The following is a 19235-nucleotide window of genomic DNA, read 5'->3' on the forward strand; positions in this document are numbered from 1 at the left end:
GATGGGATTGATCGAAGGGCAGGTCGCGATCGTTACCGGCGCGGCCAATGAAGTGACGCGGGGCATCGCCCTCCGTTTCGCCCGTGAAGGCGCAAAGGTGGTGCTGGTCGACAAGGATCACGAAGCGGCGCAAGCGGCCGCCCACCCTATTCCCGGCGCGGAGGCGCGCAGCGCCGACCTTTCCGACCCCGAGGCCGCACGGGCGCTGGCCGATGCGGTAGTGGGGGCGCATGGCCGGATCGACATAATGCTGAATGGCGCGCACGCGGCGCTGAAATGGGACCGGCTGGCGGACAGGCAGGCGGCGCCCGACTTCACCGCAGCGTTCAATGACGTGCTGCTGAGCGCGCTCAACATGATGCAGGCGGTCTATCCGCACATGAAGGCGGCGGGCGGCGGGCGCATCGTCAACCTGGGTTCGATCTACGGTCCGACGGCGAATGAGGGCGTGACGGATGCCGTCACCATGGACTTCGCGCTGACGGGCCTTACCCGGTCGGCAGGCGTCGAATGGGGGAAGGATGGCATTCTCGTCAATTTCCTCCAGCCGGCGGTGCCGGACATTGCGGTCTTTGCGGATTATCGCGCGAAGAAGGGCAAGAGCGTCGATACGCTGATCGCCAATATGGCGATGCCGCGCCTTGCCGACCCGGTGGAGGATGTGGGCGGGGCGGCGATGTTCCTGGTTTCGGACGAGGCCTGCTTCATCCTGGGCCATCGCGTGCTGGCGGACGGCGGCCAGCATCTGACCGCCGCGGTCTTCGAACCTGGTGCGGAGCGGTGAGCGAAGGCGGGGTCGGCATCCCAAGCAGGCAGCCGGGCAAGTTCGTCCAGCTCCGCCATCTGGCGCCCGACGAGGGGTTGCGCTTTTCCGGGCCGGGATAAGATGCCGAACGCAATGACATGACGCGCATGATGCGCCATGCCATTTTCCGCCCCGGTCAGAGCTTGTTGAGGTCGGCTGCGGTCAGGCTGGTGACCAGTCCCTTTTCCCCATTGGACAGGGTTGCCGCCGGTATCGACACGAAGCGGCCCTTGTAGATGATCTGTACGGAGGTCGGGGCGCCCTCGGCATTCGCATTGACGCGATCGATGAAGCCGACGCGGACGCCATCGGCCGTCTTGACCATCGTGCGCGCCTTGATGACGGGCGCGTCCTGCGTGGCCGCCGGGCTGGAAAGGGACAGGGCAGCCGCAAGAGCAAAAATATACTTCATATATGCCTCATGATCGTTTGCCCGCGCGCTATCATGCCGGCCGGCAGCAAACAAAATGAATCCGATCCGTTCAGCATGCCATCGCCTATCTGAAGATTGCCGTGGTCATATCCTCATGCCCGCAATTGGCACGGCGGCCCGGTTTGCGTTGAAACCAGCTGCGATTGGGAGCATGGAGCTTTGCATGCAGAAGGAACATGAATATGCCGACGGGGAGCTGGAGGCGTCTGGGCATTTCGAACCGCTGACCCGGCCGGAGGCGCTGACGGAAATGGTTGCCGAGCGGCTGCGCAATGCCATACTTTCAGGCGCACTGGCCCCCGGCACTCATTTGAGCGTGCCGGAGATCGCGCGGCAGTTGGGGGTTAGCCGTACGCCTGCGCGCGAAGGACTGATCGCGCTGGAGCGGGAAGGGCTGGTCGAACCCCGCGCCAGGACCGGCGTAGCGGTGATCGCAGGCGGCACGCCCGACATTCTCGATCTGCTCGACATTCGGGAAGGGTTGGAGATCATGACCGTGCGCCGTGCGGCCGAGCGCATGGATGCGGAAGGCGTTGCCCGGCTTAGGGCGTTGTTCGCGCAGCATGAGATCGTGGTGGAGAAAAGCGATCTGGCTGCTCATGTCGAACTCGACGCCGCCTTTCACGGCATGATCCGCGAGGGTGCGGGCAATATGCGGCTGGCGCGGCAACTGGTGCAGATCGACCAGCAATTGCGGGTACTCAACAGCCGGCTCTCTCGCGCCCGTGGCTGGAGCGGACGGGCCGTGCTGCGGGATCACAAGGCGATCATCGACGCGATCGAAGCCGGCAATCCCGACGCTGCCGAACGGCATATGCGGGCGCATATCGAGCGCACCCGCGCATTCCAGTTGCAATCCGCCGGCCAGGACTGAGGCTGCGACCCTTCCATATTCGCCGATCCCGGTTGTGGCCCCGCTCGTGGCGCTGGGCCGCCTTATGTGGACTATTGCCACCGCTCCGCCGCAGGGACGCCCCCATATAATGGATAGGCGATGTTTTGGACGCGGATATGGCGGCGTCGTCCCTCTGCATGTTGCATGTATATGGACAGGCGAGAGGAAGCGGGATGATTCGGTTGGACGGGCGGGTCGCGATCGTCACGGGGGCGGGGCGAGGCATGGGCCGGGCTCATGCCCTTCTGCTCGCCGCGCGGGGGGCGAGGGTGATCGTCAACGACTATGGCGGCGCGCAGTCCACATTGACGCCCGGCACCATTTCCCATGCCCAAGCGGTTGTGGATGAAATCCGCGCTGCGGGAGGTGAGGCGGAAGCGGACGGCGAGATGGTCGGCACCGGCGAGTCCGCCCGGCTCATCGTCGAACATGCGCTCGACGCCTTCGGCCGGGTCGACATTCTGATCAATAATGCCGGCGGATCGCTGATCGGTGAGCCCGATGCCTTCACCGATGAAGAGATAGAGGGCGTGCTGCGGACCAATTTCATCGGTCCCTATATGCTGCTGCGTCGGGTCTGGCCGCTGATGCGCGGTCAGGGTTTCGGACGCATCGTCAACGTCATGTCGTCGGCGGTTCTGGGCGCGGGACATCTGGGGCCCTATGCAGCGGGCAAGGCCGGGCTGCTGGGGCTGACCCATGATGCGGCCTTTGACGGGCGGCCGCATAATATATTGGTGAACGGCATCTTCCCCACGGGCGCCTCCCGCCTTACGGAAACGTCGCACGAAGATCTGGCGCGCTGGTATCGCACCCATTTCCAGCCGGAGAAGGTGTCGGCGCTGATTGCCTATCTCAGTAGCGAGCAGTTGGACTTCTGCGGAGAAGTCTTCAACGTTGGGGGTGGGCGCGTCGCGCGGCTGGCGATCTTCGACAATGACGGATTGTTCGATCCGGCGATCACCCCTGAAAGCATAGCCGCCAATATCGACCTGATTCGTGACCTGAGCAAACCCACCATGATTCCCACGCTCTGGGCGCAGACCGAGCGCTATTTCGTGCATATTCCCTGGACTGGCGGCAAGGCCGGCCTGTTCTGAAGCGGTGAAACGACAGAATATGGCTGCCTGGCAGGAAAGGCCGCAGCCATCAACGGAAGCGGGTTCGGCATAACCACCATGAGCTGACAGGCGCCGGATGAAGGAGAAGAAGATGCAGGAGGGTAACGCCCCGGCGCGCTGCGTGCTGGACATCAGGGCGGAATCGGGCGAAACCCCGGTCTGGTCGGTGGCGGAGCAGAAGCTGTTCTGGGTGGATCAGGAGGCGCACCGGCTCAATGCCTTCGATCCGGCCTGCGGGAGCAATGAAAGCTGGCAGATGCCCGCCCATGTCAGCAGCTTTGCGCTGCGCGGCGCGGGCGAGCCGATTGTCGTGGCGCTGCGTACCGGCCTGTTCGATTTCGACCGGGCCAGCGGCACGTTGGCGCCGGTCGCCGCGCCGCCGCCCTATCCCGTCGAAACCCACCGTTTCAATGACGGCCGGTGCGACCGGCAGGGTCGCTATCTGATCGGTTCGGTCGACCTTTCCTATTTCCAGACCGGGGTGGCCGGCCGCGCTGCCGTCTATCGGCTGGACGGCGGCGGGTTGGCCGAGGTGATCGGAGACATCACGTGCAGCAACGGCATGGCCTTCAGTCCCGACGGGCGGATCATGTATCTGGCGGATTCCCCCGCCGGGCGGGTCTATGCCCTCGACTATGACATCGTGACCGGCACGCCCTCCAACCGCCGTGTCTTCACGGAGCGGGATCGCGGCGACGGGATTTTCGACGGGGCGGAAGTGGATGCGGAGGGCGGCTATTGGGTCTGCCTGCTGATGAAGGGCGCGGTGGCGCGCTATATGCCGGACGGACGGCTGGACCGGGAGATTGCCGTGCCGGTTCTGCAACCGACCAAGGTGGCCTTTGGCGGGCCGGAACTGGCCACGCTTTATCTGACGTCCGCCGCTCACCGCCATCTTCCCGGCGATCAGCCCCTGGGCAGTCATGCCGGTGGCCTCTTCGCGATCGAGACGGGCGTTCGGGGCATTGAGGAGCCGAAATACCGCTTCTGACATGCCCAATTTGACAATTTGCATGCAACATGCAAAAAGATGGCGGAGGTAACGACATGACCATCATTCTCGATCCCACTGCATCGCTGGCGCACGATCTGGCTGAGCCGGGTCCGGATGCCGGCGTCCTGAGGGGCAAGAAGATCGCCATCCGCATCGATATGCTGTGGCGTAGCTGGGACTGGGTCAGCGAGATCTGGGCCGAAGGCTTGCGGGCCGAAGGCGCCGAAGTGACCTTCTGGCGCAGTTGCGGCCGCACGGGCCGGGAGGGCGAGCAAGCCGAACGCGACTATGGCGCGCTACTGGCGCAAAGCGACATGGCCATCGTCGGACTGGGCAATTGCGGGTCCTGCACCAGTTGGACCATCGCGGACGCACTGACCGCGGCAGCCACCGGCATCCCGACCATCGCGGTGGCGACCGCGCATTTCGAAGGGCTGGCCCATAATCTGGCGAAACGGGGCGGCCGGTCGGGCCTGCGCCTTCACATCCTTCCCTATCCTCTCGACATTCTTCCAAAAGAACAGGTCCATGACATTGCACGAAACCACTATCGATCGTTCCTGCGGAATTTCGGGGTGCGAAGCAGACTGGCTGAGCAGTCGGCGGCATGAGGTCGAGGATGACATTGTCGCCTTCAACGATTTCGCCATGGCGCAGGGCTGGGGTGACGGACTGCCGCTGATCCCGCCGACGCAGCAGCGGGTGCAGGACTTCCTGATCGCGGGCGGACGCTTTCCGGACGAGTTGATCGCCGTGTTGCCGCCGCTGTGCGCCGAATGCACGGTGGAGAAGATCGCGATCAACGCGGTTATGGCCGGCTGCACGGGCGACGCGATGCCGCTACTGTGCGCGGCGATAGAAGCGATGGCGGACCCCAGGTTCGACCTGGCCGGCCTCAATGCCACGACCGGGTCGGTGGTGCCCGCCATGATCGTGAACGGGTCCATCCGCAACCGGCTGGACATTCCCTGTCAGGCCGGTTGCCTGGGCGGAGTGGCCGGTCCAGCGGTGGCCATCGGCCGGGCGATCCGTCTGATCATGCGCAATGTGGCGGGCCAGTTGATCGGTTCGACGTCGCAAAGCGTCTATGGCACGCCGGGGCGTGTCGCCGGCATCGTCTTTGGCGAATGGGAGGAGCGCTCTCCCTGGGCGCCGCTGGCTGAACGTCGCGGCGTAGGAGGCGATGCCGTCACCGTTTACGGCGCGATGGGCACGGCCAATATCTGCGACGTGGTGGCGAACAGTGCCGACGGTTTCCTCGACATGATCGCCAAATCCATGGCCTATCCGGGCGCAAACGGCTTCCTGCCGTCCTCGGCCTTTGCGGAGACTTTGTGCGTCATCAACCCGATCTGGGCGGAGGTGATTGCGAAGGCCTACCCCAGGATCGAGGATGTGCAGGCCTATATCTGGGACAGATGCGCATTGCCGATCGACTGGTTCCGACCCGAATATCGCGATCCCATCGGCAATCTGGGTCGGATCAAGCCCGACGGGCGCGTGCATCTGGTGCCGACGCCCGACGATGTGCTGGTCATGGTCGCGGGAGGGGAAGGCGGCCTGCACGCCGCGATGCTGCATAGCTGGGGCACCTGCCTCACCGTGACCCGGCCCATCGAGACGGCATGAGCGGCGATGTGATCGTCGGCGATCGCATTCGCGGACGCGCCGAACTGCTCGACCGGGCGGCGCGGCTGGCGAGGGCGATGGCGGCGGCAGGCGTCGGCGCGGGCGATGCGGTGGCGCTGTTGCTGCGCAACGACTTTGCCGTGCTGGAAGCCAATCTGGCCGTGCGCAGGCTCGACGCCTATGGCGTGCCGATCAACTGGCACTGGCATCCGACGGAGATCGGTTATGTGCTGCGCGACGCGACGCCCCGGCTGCTGATCGGCCATGCCGACCTGCTGGACGGGCTGGGCGCCCATATTCCCGAAGGCCTGCGCGTGATCGCCGTCGGCGGTACGGGCGAGCAGCCGGATTATGACGACTGGATCGCTGCCCATGAAGCCCATGAGGGCCATGGCAACGGTCTCGGTTCCTCCATGGTCTACACGTCGGGCACCACGGGCAAGCCCAAGGCGGTCAGGCGCCTGCCCGCGACAGGCGAGGAATCGGCGCAGCGCGCCCGTGTGCTGGCGGTCATCCATGACACGGCGCCCGGCAATGTCGCGCTGGTGACGGGACCGCTCTATCATCTCTTCAGCCAGGCGATCCTGATGGCGACTTTCGCCGCCGGGGGCACGGTGGTGGTGATGGAGCGCTTCGATCCGGAGGATTGCCTGCGGCTCATCGAGCAGCATCATGTGACCCATGGCGCGCTGGTGCCCACGCTTTTCGTCAGGCTGCTGCGCCTCCCCGAAGAGGTGAAGGGCCGATATGATCTCTCCACCCTTCGTCACGTCGTCCATTCGGGCGCGCCCTGCGCGCCGGAAGTAAAAAGGGCGATGCTGAACTGGTGGGGGCCGGTCCTGTATGAAACCTATGGATCGACCGAAACCGGCGTCGTCACGAAGATCAGTCCTCGGGAATGGCTGGCTCGACCCGGCAGCGTCGGCCGACCTGTCCTGACTGGTGAAGTCCGTATTCGTGGCGACGACGGCCAATGGACAGAGGCGGGGCGAACGGGCGACATCTACCTGCGCATCCACGGCACGCCCGATTTCACTTTTCACGGCGATCCGGAAAAGCGCGCCGCCGTCGAATATGACGGCCTTATTACCTGCGGCGACATGGGCTGGCTGGACGAAGAAGGCTATCTGTTCCTGTGCGACCGGCGCGCGGACATGGTGTTGTCCGGCGGGGTCAACATCTATCCGGCAGAGGTGGAGGCTGCCTTGCTAGAGCATCCCGCGGTATCCGATTGCGCTGTCTTCGGCGTGCCGGACGCCGAATATGGTGAAGTGCTGGTCGCGTATCTCCAGAGCGACGAGGCGCTGATCCCCGATGAGGTGACAGCGTTCCTGCGCGGACGCATCGCCGGCTACAAGATTCCGCGTCATCTGGTCGTCGGCGCCAGCTTGCCGCGCGAGGAAACGGGAAAGATCTTGAAGCGCAGGCTGCGGGAAAGTTTCCTGGCCGGCGAAGCGCGGGAAACGGGAGCATATTGACGGATGGAGGAACCGGGGAAAGGCGCCTTCCCGCCCGGCGCGCTGGCGGGGCTGAAGGTCATCGACATGGCGTCGCTCTATGCCGCGCCGCTTGCGGCGACGATCATGGCCGATTTCGGCGCCGATGTGCTGAAGATCGAGCCGCCGGAAGGCGACCTGTTCCGTGGCAGCAAGATGTGGCCGCTGGTCGCGCGGGGGAAGCGTTGCCTGGCGCTGGACCTGCGTTCGGAAGAGGGGATCGACCGGCTCAAGGCGCTGGTGGCGCAAGCCGACGTGCTGGTGGAAAATTATCCCGCCGCCGTACTGGAGAGGCGGGGCATTGGCTGGGAAGTCCTGTCGGCGGTCAATCCCCGGCTTGTCATGCTTTCCGTGTCCTGCTTCGGCGCCACCGGTCCTTATCGGGGCCGGCCTGGATCGGGCACGATCGGTGAAGGCTTTGGCGGCCTGACCTTCCTGACGGGGACGGAAGACGGTCCGCCGATGCTCCCTTCCGTAGCCTTGGGTGACGCCGTGGGCGCGATGAGCGCGGTGATCGGCACGCTCTCTGCCCTTTATTGGCGCGACCGCAGCGGACGGGGGCAACAGGTGGACGCCAGCCTCTACGAACCGATATTGCAGATCGTCGCCCATGCGGCGCAAAGATGGGAGCCGGGCCGCTCACCCGAACGTTGCGGGTCGCGACTGCCCGGCGTACTGCGCAACGTCTATCGAACCTCCGACGAAAGATATGTCGCTATCTCCGCCAGCACCGCTCGGCATGCCGCCGATCTGCTGGCGCTGGCGGGCGGGCAGGGGGACGACCAGGATGCCTGCGTCGCCGCCTGGATCGCCACCGTGCCGCAGGCTGCGCTGGTGGAGCAGCTCGTCGCCCGGCGTATTCCGGTGACGCCGGTCAACAGCCTGGACGATATGCTGGCCGATCCTCATATGCGCGCTCGCGGGAGCCTGATCCATGTGGCGGATGAAGCGTTGGGCGATCTGGCATTGGCCGCGCCCGCGCCGCGCCTGTCGGAGACGCCGGGCAGGATTGGCGATGTAAACCCGCCCCTGGGTACGGATGCGGATGCCGCGCTTGAGCGCTGGGCCGGAAGCTGACGGCGCAGCTCATGCGGTATGCGGCGCATCTTGGCATAGCCGATCCCGACGCGCCGTTGCTGGCCGCAACGGCCGGCTCGGTCGATCCGGTCGCTCAGATAAATTGCGCCGCTCGGCTGGGCTTTGCCGGCATCACCGACAATGGTCTGAAAGCCCGCACGCCGGAGGTTCAGCGGCGCATGGGTGTGGCGTTGCGCGACCATGGGATGGAGATGGGCAGCTTCACCCATAATGTTCTGGGGATGGAGCCGCCCTTCTTCTGGGGCGCGCCGATCACCGATATAGAGGCGGCCATGGCGTCCAGCCTGACGGCAGCGGAGCATGTGGGCGGTGGCTGCATCAACGCGGTCCTGCTGGATTGCGGCGCACCGTTGGCGGAACAGCTAGCGCGGGCGACGGAGAATTTCGCTGCCGCCACGAAGCTGGCGGCGGAGCGGGGCGTGGCGCTGGCGGTGGAGATGGTCAGCCGGGAGCGTGTGCCCCTGGCCCTGGTCGAGCGCCTGGCCGACATCGGCGCTATCGCCCGGTGGGCAGGCGTGGGGCTGATCCTCGATAGCTGCCATTGCCATTGCGCCGGCGAGGACATGGCGGCGGCGATTGTGGCGCAGGCGGATATTCTCGCCGCTGTGCAGATCGCTGACATGCCAGGCCGCGTTCAACCCGGTGCGGGCGTGATCGACTTTGCGCCGATCATGGCGGCGCTGCGGACAATCGGCTGGGGCGGCCTTGTCGAGGCGGAACTGATGCCGAAGCTGCGGGACATCGATGGGGAGGCGGCGGCCATCGCCGCGCTCAGGGCGCTGGGCTGACGTTTCTTGCCGGGCGCGCCGTTGCGCCTCAGCCCTGCCGTTCCGGCGTATGCACGATGAGGCCATCCAGCGCCGGGCGCAGACGAATCTGGCAGGAAAGGCGCGAATCCGCCCGCTTGCCATGGGCGAAGTCGAGCATGTCCCATTCGTCTTCGGATGGAGGACCGACCCGTTCGATCCACGCGGGATCGACATGAACATGGCAGGTCGCGCAGGCGGCGCTGCCGCCGCATTCCCCGATGATATTCTCGACGCCCGCGCGCTTGCCGATGTCCATCACCGACTGGCCGACATCGCCGTCCAGCGTGGTCGCGACCCCGGCAGGGGTGATGAAGGTGACATGGACCATGGTGATCCCCTTTGGACTGGCTTGGCGCGATCGGAAAGCGCTTATGCCGCCGACCGTCCCGGACATCATGTTTGCGATCACTCGCCGCCGATCTTCACACCTCTTGCCGCTACGTGCAGGTTCGGCCGCAGGCCGACCGTTCCAGTGCCACCGCCTTGTCATTTTAGGTACTGAATAGTAGCTTTAATGGCACGGTAGGAGAAGGAGGAGAGAGATGAGGGCAGCGTTATTCAAGGGCGCGGGCACGCCGCTGGTCGTGGAGACCGTGGACGATCCCCAGCCCGGTGAGGGCGAAGCGGTCATCAAGGTCACGCGCTGCGGCGTGTGCGGCACGGACCTCCACATGACCTCCGGGCATGGCAATGATTTCCCCGTCAACAGCGTGATCGGCCATGAATATTGCGGGGAGGTCGTCGCGCTGGGCAAAGGCGTCGACAATCTCAAGGTCGGTCAGTTCGTCACCGCCATGCCCGTGGCGGGCTGCGGCCGCTGCGCCCCCTGCCTGGCCGGTTATCCCATGGCTTGCGCGCAGATGCAGGGTCTTGTCGGCGGCTTTGGCGAATATATGCGGATCGCGGCGATGAGTTCTATCGTGCTGCCCGACACGCTGACGCCCGCTGACGGTGCTCTGATCGAGCCTCTCGCCGTGGGTCTGCGCGGCATACGGCTCGCGCAGATGCCGCCGGGCGCGAAGGTCGCGGTGCTGGGCGCTGGGTCCATCGGCCTCGCCGTCATCTATTGGGCGCGGTTGCTGGGGGCGGGGAAGATCGTGGCCATTTCCCGTTCGTCACGTCGCGCCGATCTTGCGCTGCAGATGGGCGCCAACAGCTTCGAGGCGCTGGGCGAAGGCGAAGCGGAACGCGTTTCGGCCGCGCTGGGCGGCATGCCCGACATCGTGCTGGAATGCGTCGGCGCGGTCGGCATGACGCAGAAAGCGGTCGAACTGGTCGCGCCCGGCGGAACGGTCGTCTCGCTGGGTTTCTGCACCTCGCCCGACCCGATACTGCCTTCGCTCGCCACATGGAAGCAGGTCACGATCAAATTCTCGTTCGCCTATGATCTCAGGGAATTCGAACATAGCGCCAATGCGCTGGACGCCGGGCATGTCGAGCCGCGCCTGATGGTGTCGCGGACGGTCGGCCTGGACGCCTTCCCCGACCTGTTCGAGCAACTGCGCGCCGGGGCCAACGAAACCAAGATTCATGTCGATCCGTGGAGCGCAGCCTGATGAGCACGGAAACCATTGTCCAGGACCAGCGGATATTGACCCTCGACGCCCTGCTGGCTGCCTCGACGGCGCGCACGGGCCTTGACGATTTTGGCGACGCCGGCTTTCGCGAGGGGCTGGGCCTGCTGCTGTCCGACATCCGCGCACTCGACCTCGATCCCGCGTGCGTGCAGGCGACCGCATGGCGCATCGGCCAGTCGCTCGATACCCGCGCCCTGGCGGTCAAGGGGTTGAAGGAACGGCCGGAGGTGCTGGAGCAGCCGATCCGGGAGCCGATCATCATCGCCGGTCTCGTCCGTTCGGGAACGACGGCGCTGCACCTGCTGATGTCGCTGGACCCTCAGTTCCAGGGGCCGGAACATTGGCTGACCGTCTATCCCATGCCGCGCCCGCCGCGGGAGACGTGGGACGGTATTGCCGAATATCGGACGGAGAAGGCGTCGCTGGACGCCTATCTGGCGGCGTCGCCGGAATCCGCCGACGACCATATGATGACGGCGGAGGGGATCGAGGAATCCCTGTTCATCCTGGGCGCCAGCTTTGCCAGCAACATGTGGCCGTCCATGTGGGACGCGCCCCGCTATGATCGCTGGTATCGCGGGCGCGACGACACCGACAGCTATCGCTGGCTGGCCGATGTGCTGCGCCTGATCGGCGCGGGGGACGATCGCCGCTGGCTGCTCAAGAACCCGACGGACCTCTTTTCCTTGCAGGAGGTGCTGAACGTCTTTCCCGATGCGAAGATCATCCAGACCCATCGCGACCCGGTGGATTCGACGCCATCGGTCAGCAATCTCATCTTCTCGGCGCGCCGGGCCTTTTGCGGCGACAAGGCGGATCGCGCCGATGTCGGGCGGCGCGAGGCGGAGATGTGGGCGCAGGCATTGGAACGCGCCGAGTCGGTGCGCGAAAAGAGCGACGCGACGTTCATCGACGTCGAGTTCCGCGACTTCACCCGCGATCAGATGGCGTCGATCCGCTCCATCTACGACCAGCTAGGCCTGACGCTGACGGCCGAGACGGAGGGCGCGATGCAGGCCTGGCTGGACGCGCATCCTCACAAGCCGAGCAAGGGGCCCAAGCACAGGCCAGAGGATTTCGGACTGACGCGGGAAGGGCTGGAGGAACGCTTCGCCGCCTATCGCGCCCGGCGCGGCTATATCTGACGGATTTGCATCTGAGGGATTTGCATCTGAGGGATCTGGGCGGGGGGCTCGTTCAAAAATGGGCCCCCGCGCAATCTCTTTCAGATGATCCCGTCTTCGGCCAGCCCGTCAAGCGCCGCCGCGTCCAGCCCCAGTTCCTGCGCCAGCACGTCGCGCGTATGTTCCCCCAGCATCGGCGGGGCGCGATAGTCGGTGATCGGCGTTTCCGAGAAGTTCAGCGGGCTGCGGATCACGTCCAGATCGGGCTTCAGCGGATGCGGAGCGCGCACGCGCAGGCCCCGATGCAACGCCTGCGGATAGGCGAACACCTGCTCCAGATCGTTGATCGGCCCGCTGGGGATGCCGGCGGCCACGAGCTTCTCCAGCCAGTAATCGACGCTGTTCGTCTGGAAGATCGCGTTGAACACTTCGGTGATCTCGTCGCGATTCTTCACCCGCTCGACATTGGTGTAGAAGCGCGGATCGTCCTTCAATTCGGGATGGCCGACCGCGTCGCACAGCGCGATATATTGTTTGTCATTGCCCGACGTGATCATGATCGCGCCGTCGCTGCACGGGAACATGCTCGTGGGCATGCCGCCATTGCCCTGTGTGCCGCGCCGGACCGGCACTTCGCCTGACGTCAGGTAGATTTGCGCATAATGGGACAGCGCCGACACGCCGCAATCGAGCAGGGCGATGTCGATATACTGACCCTCGCCGCCCGCCGCGTCGCGATGATAGAGGGCGGCCAATATGGCATTGGCGACGTTCAGCCCGGTGAACAGGTCGATGATGCTGGGGCCGACCTTCATCGGTCCGGCGCCCGGCTTGCCCTCCGGCACGCCGGTCACGCTCATCAGGCCGCATTCGCCCTGGAAGACGGCGTCATAGCCGGGCTTGGTCGCCAGCGGCCCGTCCTGCCCATAGCCAGTGACGGAGCAATAGATGATGCGGGGATTGACGGCCTTCAGGCTTTCATAGTCGAGGCCATAGCGCTTGAGATCGCCGACCTTGTAATTTTCCATCACCACGTCGCAGGACTTGACCAGTTCGCGGACCAGTTCCTGCCCCCTGGCGCTGGCGATGTTGAGCGCGACCGACCGCTTGTTGCGGTTGACCGACATGTAGAAGGCGTTTTCCCGCGTCGGCCTGCCTTCCGCATCGCGCAGATAAGGCTCGCCGAAGATGCGGGCGTCGTCGCCCACGACCGGCCGTTCGATCTTGATCACGTCGGCGCCCATGTCGGCCAGCACCTGCGATCCGAACGGCCCCGCCAGCACGCGGGTCAGGTCAAGCACGCGGATCTTTTCAAGGGGCAGTCTGGCCATGGATCACCTTGCTGAAATACCCTTTTCCCATGCCATCGGCAGGCATGATGACAAGATCGGGGCACGCCTGTTCACAACCATGATATGCTCTGCGCGGAAGGCTGTCAGGGGTTCCGCGACCCCCGTCTTTTGGTCGATTATGGTCCACAGCCACGCGGAATGAAAGAAAAGGACGGGAGCCAGATGGGCGACATCTTGCGCGACATGCCGGTCGAGGGCGTCTGCCGACTGACGCTGAACCGGCCCGATGCGCTCAATTCACTGACCTATGCCATGTATGCCGAACTGATCGGCCATCTGGAGGCCGTGCGCTATGATCATGACGTGCGGGTCGTCCTGCTGACGGGCGCGGGGCGCGGCTTCTGCGCGGGTCATGACATTCGCGGCGCGGGCAAGCCCGATTGGGTGGCCGAAGGGTTGGGCAAGGCGCAGTTCCAGCAGCGCGTCATGGCCAGGCTGGGCCAGATTCCGCTGCTGATGCGCGCCCTGCCGCAGCCTGTGATCTGCGCGGTGAACGGCGTGACGGCGGGCGCAGGCTATCCGATCGCAATCGCCGCCGACATGACCATAGCGGCGCGCTCCGCCAAGTTCGTCAACGCCTTCCACAATGCGGGGACGGGCCATGAAATGGGCTTTTCCTACCTGCTGCCGCGCTTGGTCGGATTGCAACGCGCCGCCGAGCTGATGTTGACGGGCCGCACCGTGATGGCGGAGGAAGCCGAACGGATCGGCCTCATCCTGCGCTGCGTCGATGACGATGCGCTGATGGAGGAGGCGCTCAAGCTGGCGGAGGCGGTGATGGTCAACAGCCCGATCGGCATCGCCCTCACCAAAAGCTCGCTCCAGTTCAACGCCGACGCGCCCAGCCTGGAAGCGGCGATCGAAATGGAGAACCGCGCCATCTTCATGAGTCAGTCGACCGCCGACACCGCCGAAAAGCGGGCCGCCTTCATCGAGAAGCGCAAACCCCTGTTCAGGGGGAAATGATGAGCCTGATCGATCCTCTGCTCAGCCCTCTAACTCTGCGTGGCCTGACCCTGCCGAACCGGGTGGTGATGGCGCCAATGACCCGTTACCGCTCGCCGCTGGGCGTGCCGACCGATGACGTGGCGAGCTATTATGGCCGCCGCGCCGCAACGGGGCTGGGCGCAATCCTGACGGAAGGGGTTGCGCTGCCGCATTATGCCGCGGCCGACCATCCGGACATACCGCGCATCGACGGGGTCGAGGCGCTGGCCGGCTGGCGCAAGCTGGTCGATGCCGTGCATGATGCGGGCGGGCGGATCATTCCGCAACTCTGGCATCAGGGACCGATGTGGAATGTCGAATATGCCGGCACCGGCACCGGCAATCCGATGCGGCCGTCGGGCATATGGGGTCCGCCGGACGGCATCATCTCCTTCCGCGAGGAGGGACGGGTGGAGAGCCTGGCGCCTGTGCCGCCGATGAGCGAAAGCGATATTGCCGACATCATCGCCGCCTACCGCCAGGCGGCGAGCAACGCGGTGGCGCTGGGCGTGGACGGCATCGCCATCCATGGCGCGCATGGCTATCTGATCGACAGTTTCCTGTGGGACTATACCAACCGGCGCGAAGACCGATGGGGCGAACGCGCCGCCTTCGGCGTGGCGGTGGTGAAGGCGATCCGGGCGGAGATTGGCGAGGATATGCCGATCGTGCTGCGCTTTTCCCAATTCAAGATGCAGGATTACCGCGCCATGCTGGCGGATACGCCGGACGGCCTTGGCGCGTTGCTCGGGCCGCTGGCCGATGCGGGGGTCGACCTGTTCGATGCCAGCCAGCGCTATTTCGACACGCCGATTTTCGACGGATCGCCGCTCAATCTCGCGGGCTGGGCCAAGAAGCTGACCGGCAAGGCGTCCATGACCGTGGGCGGCGTCGCGTTGGACAAGGCCAAGGGCAAGGCCAGGCATATCGACGACAGCCAGCAGTCGGTGAACAATCTGCCGCTGCTGATCGAACGGTTCGAAAAGGGCGAGTTCGATCTGGTCGGCGTCGGCCGGGCGATCCTCAACGATCCGGACTGGTTCGGCAAGGCAAAGCGGGACGAACCCTTCCTGCCGTTCGACCCCGCCAATCTGGAGCGGCTGGCATGAACGAACTGGAGGCGCGGATCGACCGGCTGGAATCGCTGGCGGCGATCCAGCAGCTTCCAATCCGTTACGCGATCGCGGTGGACAGCCGGGATATGGACGCCTGGGTCGATCTGTTCATCCCTGACGTCTATTGTGGCGCGCGCGGCAGCGGGCGCGATGTGCTCAAATCCATCATCACGCCCGCGGTCAGGACTTTCTATCGATCCGTCCACCAGATTTGCGGGCACCGGGTCGAATTTGACGATGCCGATCATGCGCATGGCGTGGTCTATTGCCGCGCCGAGCATGAGGACCAGGGCAAATGGGTGGTCATGGCGATCGCCTATTTCGACACATATGAACGGCGGGATGGCGAGTGGCTTTTTGTCCGGCGACGGGAAAAACACTGGTATTCGGCCGATTGGCAGGAACGGCCGGCGGCCCCCTTCACCGGTTGGGCCGGGCATGACAATCCGCCTGATCTTCCCCAGGATTTCGGCAGTTGGGCGCGTTTCTGGGCGGACATGGACGGGCAGGACATCGGCCGCCTGACCGACCGGCCGGCACATTGACGGATAAACAATCGGCAGGAGATTCAGGATGGGCGACAGGCGGCGTTTCGAGGGGCGATCGGTTTTCATCACCGGCGCCGGATCGGGCATCGGTGAAGCGACGGCGCATGCCTTTGCCGAGGAAGGCGCGAAGGTGGCGATTGCCGAACTGGACCCGGCCAGGGGCGAAGCCGTGCGCGACGCCATCCAGGCCAAGGGCGGCACCGCCCTGTTCGTCGCCACCGACGCCACGGACGAGGCGTCGGTGAAGGCCGCGATCGCCGCCGCCAACGAGGCGCATGGTCCTATCGCCCACGCCTTCAACAATATCGGGATGTCGCGCCCCGGCAGCATCGAGGAGATGAGCCTGGAGGATTGGAACTGGACGATCAGCATTTCGCTGACCAGCACCTTCCTGGCGATGAAATATGAAATCCCGGTGATGAAGGCCAATGGCGGCGGCACCATCGTCAATACCGCGTCCATGGCGGCGCGGCTCTACACGCCGTCCGCGCCCTGTTCCTATGCCGCGGCCAAGGCGGGGGTCGTCCATCTCAGCCATCATGCGAGCTGCGCCTATGCGGACGACAATATCCGCGTGAACAGCGTGCTTCCGGGGCTGACCGCGACGCCGCAGATCGCATCCATGTTCACCGCCGAGGAGCAGGCGGAGATTGCAGGCGAGAATCAGGTGATCCGCCGCGCGGTCGATCCCCGCGAAATCGCCAATGCGGTGCTCTTCCTGTCGAGCGACGAGGCATCGATGATCACTGGGCGCGGGATCGAAGTGTCGGGCGGACGCAAGCACGGAAGCTGACATCAGCCCGTCGGGCGGCGCCCGGCCGCCTGAGGGAATGGACGATATGGAGAAGGAGAGTGCCGGATGAGGACGCGAAGGACTTTGCACTGTCACGCCGGGGCCTCCTGGGCGCCGCGCTCTGCACAACGGTCGGCGGCCTGCTGCCGGCATCCGCATCGGGCGCGGCTATGAACAGCGGCGCCGCGCCTGCCGCCGCGCTCAGGGACTGGAGCGCCTATGCCGACCTGTTGAAACCGGCAGGGGCGCTCAACGCCATGACCGGCTTTCCCGAGGATGGCCAGATCCGCGCCGAGCTTTATCGCCAACTGGTGATGAACATCGCGCAATCCTATGTCTGGTATTTCCAGTCGACGCCCGAACATCCCGACTGGATGCCGTTCGAAAACAGCATCTTCCTGCTGCAACCCAATCCTGACGCCATTTACCACATCGCGCCGGTCAGCGGCGACGGCGTCTACAAGATCAGCGGCTATCGCGGCACCAACAAGGTGATGGGTTTCGCCGTCGGTCGCGGCATGTTCGGCACGCAAGATCCCAAACCCGGCTTCAACAATTATGATGCCGATGGCCTGACGCTGGACAAGGACGGCTATTTCGAGGTGATATTCAGCGCGGAAAGGCCAAAGGACTGGACCGGCGACTGGCGTTATCTCGATCCTCAGGCGGGCGACATCATGATCCGCCAGTTCGCCTATGACTGGGGCATCGACGTGGATGCGCGCTTCGCCATCGAACGGCTGGACAAACCGCCGCTGAAACCCCGTCTGACGCAGGAACAGATCGCGGCGCGGCTCGACGCGATCATGGGCGGGTTCGTCGAGCGTTTCTCGCGCATCTGCATCGGCTATCAGAACAAGGTCATCCATGACCTTGGCCTGAACGTCATGGAATTGTCGGGCTTTGAAGATCTGGGAAACAGCGGCGAATGGCCGCAAAAATATTTCCGGTGCATTTATGACTATCAGCCGGGCGAAGCGCTGATCATCGAGACCGAATTGCCGGAGAACTGCAAATATTGGAATGTGCAGCTTAACGACGAACTCTGGAACCAGATAGAGTTCGGCTATCGCCAGAGCAGCCTGAACGCGATGCAAGCGAAGCTGGACAGCGACGGCAAGTTCCGCGCCGTGATCGCGCTGGAAGACCCGGGCATCGCCAATTGGCTTGACAGCGGCGGTCATAGGCGGGGCATGCTGGTGGGGCGCTGGCATGGCGCGGACAGCTATCCGATGCCGACGATCAGGAAAGTGCCGCTTTCCGAAATCGCCAGCCACCTGCCCGCCGACACGCCCAAAGTGACGCCGGACGAGCGGGAGGCTGCCCTGCGCAAGCGCAATCTGGGGCTTCAGATGCGCAGGCGCTGGTAGGATATTCTTCCGGCATCCCCGGCGCAGGGGGATGCCGGGGCCTATCGCATGTTTCAGTGCAGGCCGTCTTCCGCAGCGGCGACCATGCGCGACCAGTCGTTGAGGCGTTGCCACAATATGGCGCGGGTGGAAGCGAAATTGTGCATGTGCGCCATGCGCGGCACGATGAAGAGGGAGACGTCGCGGGAAGCGGAATAGGCCGACGGCTCGCGATAAGGTTCGGGGCAGGTATCCCGCTCGCCATCCCCGACCAGCACCGGCACCGTGAGACGGGCCGCATCTTCCGCGAAGACGCCGGGCAGCATCATCCGCACCGCGCAATGCGGGATAGTGAGGCTGCCGAATATCGGAGCAGTCTGCCGGATCGGGTATCCGCCCTTCATATCCTCCTCCAATATGTCGGCGGGCACATCTTCCCAGTGGAAGGGATAGACATAATCGACGCCCTCATGGTCGTGGTCCAGATGGCTTGTGACTTCCCCACTCGCCACCCTGTCGAAGCGGCGCATGCCATGTTCGAAAGCGGCCTTGTCGCGCTGGGGCAAGGCGGTGTGGATCGCGCTGACGCCGAAAGGCGCGATCGCGTCGAAGGTGGCGAAGCGGCCCTGCGTCAATATGCTGACGCCGCCGCCCATGGACTGCCCCATGCCCACCAGGAAGAGCGACGGCAAGCCGGGAAAACCCTCCGCCGCCGTGCCGTCGCGCAGGGAAGCGGCAACCTGCCGCACGCAGGCGTCATGGGTCGCCGCCATCGTCTGGAAATCGATGCTGGAGAGGTCCGGGATGCTGCTTTCCCCGACGCCCACATGGTCGATGGCGACATGGATCAGGCCGTGCCGCGCTTGCCATTCCGCCTCGTCATAGCCTTCATGACCCTCGAAGCGCATCATGAAATAATGGCGCGAATATCCGCCGCCCGGACAGGCGAAGATCGCGACGGGCCGATCCGGCATCGCGGACGGATCGGGCAATGTCAGGGTCACGGCCATTTCGACCCTGTCTCCCAATTGTGGGGCGGCCATAGTGACATCAATGCGCTTATGCACTCTCAGCATATGTTTCTCTCCCTGCAAATATCCCCTGGCCAGG

At 64.7% G+C, this 19235-nt stretch carries 20 protein-coding genes; 16 read left to right on the forward strand and 4 right to left on the reverse strand.

Features of this window, described 5'->3' with window-relative positions; translation table 11 throughout:
• The first annotated feature begins 1 nt into the window (after position 1).
• On the forward strand, positions 2–784 hold the full coding sequence (locus tag A8G00_RS15185; protein WP_103001056.1) for an SDR family NAD(P)-dependent oxidoreductase: 783 nt from the start codon (positions 2–4) through the stop codon (positions 782–784).
• A gap of 157 nt (positions 785–941) precedes the next feature.
• Here A8G00_RS15185 and A8G00_RS15190 read toward each other — a convergent pair whose 3' ends face one another.
• Positions 942–1217: a hypothetical protein gene (locus tag A8G00_RS15190; RefSeq protein WP_103001057.1), complete on the reverse strand. Its 276-nt coding sequence runs from the start codon at positions 1215–1217 to the stop codon at positions 942–944.
• 184 nt (positions 1218–1401) lie between these two features.
• Here A8G00_RS15190 and A8G00_RS15195 point away from each other — a divergent pair, with 184 nt between their 5' ends.
• The 8 genes from A8G00_RS15195 (at position 1402) to A8G00_RS15230 (ending at position 9259) form a co-directional block, all read left to right on the forward strand.
• Entirely contained in the window at positions 1402–2112 is a 711-nt protein-coding gene (locus A8G00_RS15195) for a GntR family transcriptional regulator (RefSeq protein ID WP_082718674.1), read from the forward strand.
• 194 nt (positions 2113–2306) lie between these two features.
• Positions 2307–3233, forward strand: a complete 927-nt coding sequence (locus tag A8G00_RS15200) for an SDR family NAD(P)-dependent oxidoreductase (protein ID WP_171009955.1) — start codon at positions 2307–2309, stop codon at positions 3231–3233.
• Between the two features lie 112 nt (positions 3234–3345).
• The gene (locus tag A8G00_RS15205; RefSeq protein WP_103001084.1) at positions 3346–4245 is read left to right on the forward strand and encodes an SMP-30/gluconolactonase/LRE family protein; all 900 of its coding nucleotides are present in this window, start codon (positions 3346–3348) and stop codon (positions 4243–4245) included.
• 56 nt (positions 4246–4301) lie between these two features.
• Positions 4302–4859, forward strand: coding sequence for a hypothetical protein (locus A8G00_RS15210; RefSeq protein WP_103001059.1), 558 nt, complete (start codon positions 4302–4304; stop codon positions 4857–4859).
• On the forward strand, positions 4777–5877 hold the full coding sequence (locus A8G00_RS15215) for a hypothetical protein (protein ID WP_244309809.1): 1101 nt from the start codon (positions 4777–4779) through the stop codon (positions 5875–5877). The genes A8G00_RS15210 and A8G00_RS15215 overlap by 83 nt, the downstream gene beginning before the upstream one ends.
• Positions 5874–7355, forward strand: coding sequence for an AMP-binding protein (locus A8G00_RS15220; RefSeq protein WP_103001061.1), 1482 nt, complete (start codon positions 5874–5876; stop codon positions 7353–7355). Before A8G00_RS15215 ends, A8G00_RS15220 begins: the two co-directional genes overlap by 4 nt.
• A 3-nt stretch (positions 7356–7358) precedes the next feature.
• Entirely contained in the window at positions 7359–8450 is a 1092-nt protein-coding gene (locus tag A8G00_RS15225; protein ID WP_103001062.1) for a CaiB/BaiF CoA-transferase family protein, read from the forward strand.
• Positions 8451–8461: 11 nt separating this feature from the next.
• Positions 8462–9259 (forward strand): sugar phosphate isomerase/epimerase family protein, encoded by a 798-nt coding sequence (locus A8G00_RS15230; RefSeq protein ID WP_101756434.1) that lies wholly within the window; start codon positions 8462–8464, stop codon positions 9257–9259.
• Between the two features lie 28 nt (positions 9260–9287).
• Here the strand turns inward: A8G00_RS15230 and A8G00_RS15235 are convergent, their stop codons facing one another.
• The gene (locus A8G00_RS15235) at positions 9288–9608 is read right to left on the reverse strand and encodes a 2Fe-2S iron-sulfur cluster-binding protein (protein ID WP_061936771.1); all 321 of its coding nucleotides are present in this window, start codon (positions 9606–9608) and stop codon (positions 9288–9290) included.
• Between the two features lie 214 nt (positions 9609–9822).
• On the opposite strand from A8G00_RS15235, the gene A8G00_RS15240 reads away from it, so the two are divergent.
• Together A8G00_RS15240 and A8G00_RS15245 are read left to right on the forward strand one after the other, a co-directional pair.
• Entirely contained in the window at positions 9823–10836 is a 1014-nt protein-coding gene (locus A8G00_RS15240; RefSeq protein WP_064232577.1) for an alcohol dehydrogenase catalytic domain-containing protein, read from the forward strand.
• On the forward strand, positions 10836–12002 hold the full coding sequence (locus A8G00_RS15245) for a sulfotransferase (RefSeq protein WP_103001085.1): 1167 nt from the start codon (positions 10836–10838) through the stop codon (positions 12000–12002). Before A8G00_RS15240 ends, A8G00_RS15245 begins: the two co-directional genes overlap by 1 nt.
• A gap of 80 nt (positions 12003–12082) precedes the next feature.
• On the opposite strand, the gene A8G00_RS15250 is transcribed toward A8G00_RS15245, so the two are convergent.
• Positions 12083–13312 (reverse strand): CaiB/BaiF CoA-transferase family protein, encoded by a 1230-nt coding sequence (locus tag A8G00_RS15250; protein ID WP_103001063.1) that lies wholly within the window; start codon positions 13310–13312, stop codon positions 12083–12085.
• Between the two features lie 159 nt (positions 13313–13471).
• Between A8G00_RS15250 and A8G00_RS15255 the strand changes: the two genes are divergently transcribed.
• Genes A8G00_RS15255 through A8G00_RS15275 form a run of 5 tightly spaced genes read left to right on the forward strand, consistent with a single transcriptional unit; the run spans position 13472 to position 18146 of the window.
• Positions 13472–14299 carry an enoyl-CoA hydratase/isomerase family protein gene (locus A8G00_RS15255; protein WP_253258011.1) on the forward strand — a complete coding sequence of 276 codons (828 nt, stop codon included), beginning with the start codon at positions 13472–13474 and terminating at the stop codon, positions 14297–14299.
• A complete protein-coding gene (locus A8G00_RS15260; protein ID WP_253258012.1) occupies positions 14296–15429 on the forward strand; it encodes an NADH:flavin oxidoreductase in 1134 nt (377 codons plus the stop codon). Before A8G00_RS15255 ends, A8G00_RS15260 begins: the two co-directional genes overlap by 4 nt.
• Positions 15426–15980, forward strand: a complete 555-nt coding sequence (locus A8G00_RS15265) for a nuclear transport factor 2 family protein (protein WP_103001066.1) — start codon at positions 15426–15428, stop codon at positions 15978–15980. Before A8G00_RS15260 ends, A8G00_RS15265 begins: the two co-directional genes overlap by 4 nt.
• Before the next feature lie 28 nt (positions 15981–16008).
• A complete protein-coding gene (locus tag A8G00_RS15270; protein WP_103001067.1) occupies positions 16009–16776 on the forward strand; it encodes an SDR family NAD(P)-dependent oxidoreductase in 768 nt (255 codons plus the stop codon).
• Between the two features lie 59 nt (positions 16777–16835).
• Positions 16836–18146, forward strand: coding sequence for a DUF1214 domain-containing protein (locus tag A8G00_RS15275; protein WP_103001068.1), 1311 nt, complete (start codon positions 16836–16838; stop codon positions 18144–18146).
• Positions 18147–18199: 53 nt separating this feature from the next.
• Here A8G00_RS15275 and A8G00_RS15280 read toward each other — a convergent pair whose 3' ends face one another.
• A complete protein-coding gene (locus A8G00_RS15280) occupies positions 18200–19135 on the reverse strand; it encodes a lysophospholipase (protein ID WP_253258013.1) in 936 nt (311 codons plus the stop codon).
• Positions 19136–19235: the final 100 nt, after the last annotated feature.

The organism is Sphingobium sp. SA916, from assembly GCF_002894065.1.
Classification (GTDB): Bacteria; Pseudomonadota; Alphaproteobacteria; order Sphingomonadales; family Sphingomonadaceae; genus Sphingobium; species Sphingobium fuliginis.

Coding starts and splice junctions, on each gene's coding strand:
- A8G00_RS15210 (WP_103001059.1), top strand. CDS start 4,302: ATGACCATCATTCTCGATCCCACTGCATCGCTGGCGCACGATCTGGCT.
- A8G00_RS15190 (WP_103001057.1), bottom strand. CDS start 1,217: ATGAAGTATATTTTTGCTCTTGCGGCTGCCCTGTCCCTTTCCAGCCCG.
- A8G00_RS15225 (WP_103001062.1), top strand. CDS start 7,359: ATGGAGGAACCGGGGAAAGGCGCCTTCCCGCCCGGCGCGCTGGCGGGG.
- A8G00_RS15220 (WP_103001061.1), top strand. CDS start 5,874: ATGAGCGGCGATGTGATCGTCGGCGATCGCATTCGCGGACGCGCCGAA.
- A8G00_RS15255 (WP_253258011.1), top strand. CDS start 13,472: ATGAAAGAAAAGGACGGGAGCCAGATGGGCGACATCTTGCGCGACATG.
- A8G00_RS15280 (WP_253258013.1), bottom strand. CDS start 19,135: ATGGCCGTGACCCTGACATTGCCCGATCCGTCCGCGATGCCGGATCGG.
- A8G00_RS15270 (WP_103001067.1), top strand. CDS start 16,009: ATGGGCGACAGGCGGCGTTTCGAGGGGCGATCGGTTTTCATCACCGGC.
- A8G00_RS15200 (WP_171009955.1), top strand. CDS start 2,307: ATGATTCGGTTGGACGGGCGGGTCGCGATCGTCACGGGGGCGGGGCGA.
- A8G00_RS15235 (WP_061936771.1), bottom strand. CDS start 9,608: ATGGTCCATGTCACCTTCATCACCCCTGCCGGGGTCGCGACCACGCTG.
- A8G00_RS15265 (WP_103001066.1), top strand. CDS start 15,426: ATGAACGAACTGGAGGCGCGGATCGACCGGCTGGAATCGCTGGCGGCG.
- A8G00_RS15230 (WP_101756434.1), top strand. CDS start 8,462: ATGCGGTATGCGGCGCATCTTGGCATAGCCGATCCCGACGCGCCGTTG.
- A8G00_RS15240 (WP_064232577.1), top strand. CDS start 9,823: ATGAGGGCAGCGTTATTCAAGGGCGCGGGCACGCCGCTGGTCGTGGAG.
- A8G00_RS15215 (WP_244309809.1), top strand. CDS start 4,777: ATGACATTGCACGAAACCACTATCGATCGTTCCTGCGGAATTTCGGGG.
- A8G00_RS15250 (WP_103001063.1), bottom strand. CDS start 13,312: ATGGCCAGACTGCCCCTTGAAAAGATCCGCGTGCTTGACCTGACCCGC.
- A8G00_RS15260 (WP_253258012.1), top strand. CDS start 14,296: ATGATGAGCCTGATCGATCCTCTGCTCAGCCCTCTAACTCTGCGTGGC.
- A8G00_RS15195 (WP_082718674.1), top strand. CDS start 1,402: ATGCAGAAGGAACATGAATATGCCGACGGGGAGCTGGAGGCGTCTGGG.
- A8G00_RS15185 (WP_103001056.1), top strand. CDS start 2: ATGGGATTGATCGAAGGGCAGGTCGCGATCGTTACCGGCGCGGCCAAT.
- A8G00_RS15245 (WP_103001085.1), top strand. CDS start 10,836: ATGAGCACGGAAACCATTGTCCAGGACCAGCGGATATTGACCCTCGAC.
- A8G00_RS15205 (WP_103001084.1), top strand. CDS start 3,346: ATGCAGGAGGGTAACGCCCCGGCGCGCTGCGTGCTGGACATCAGGGCG.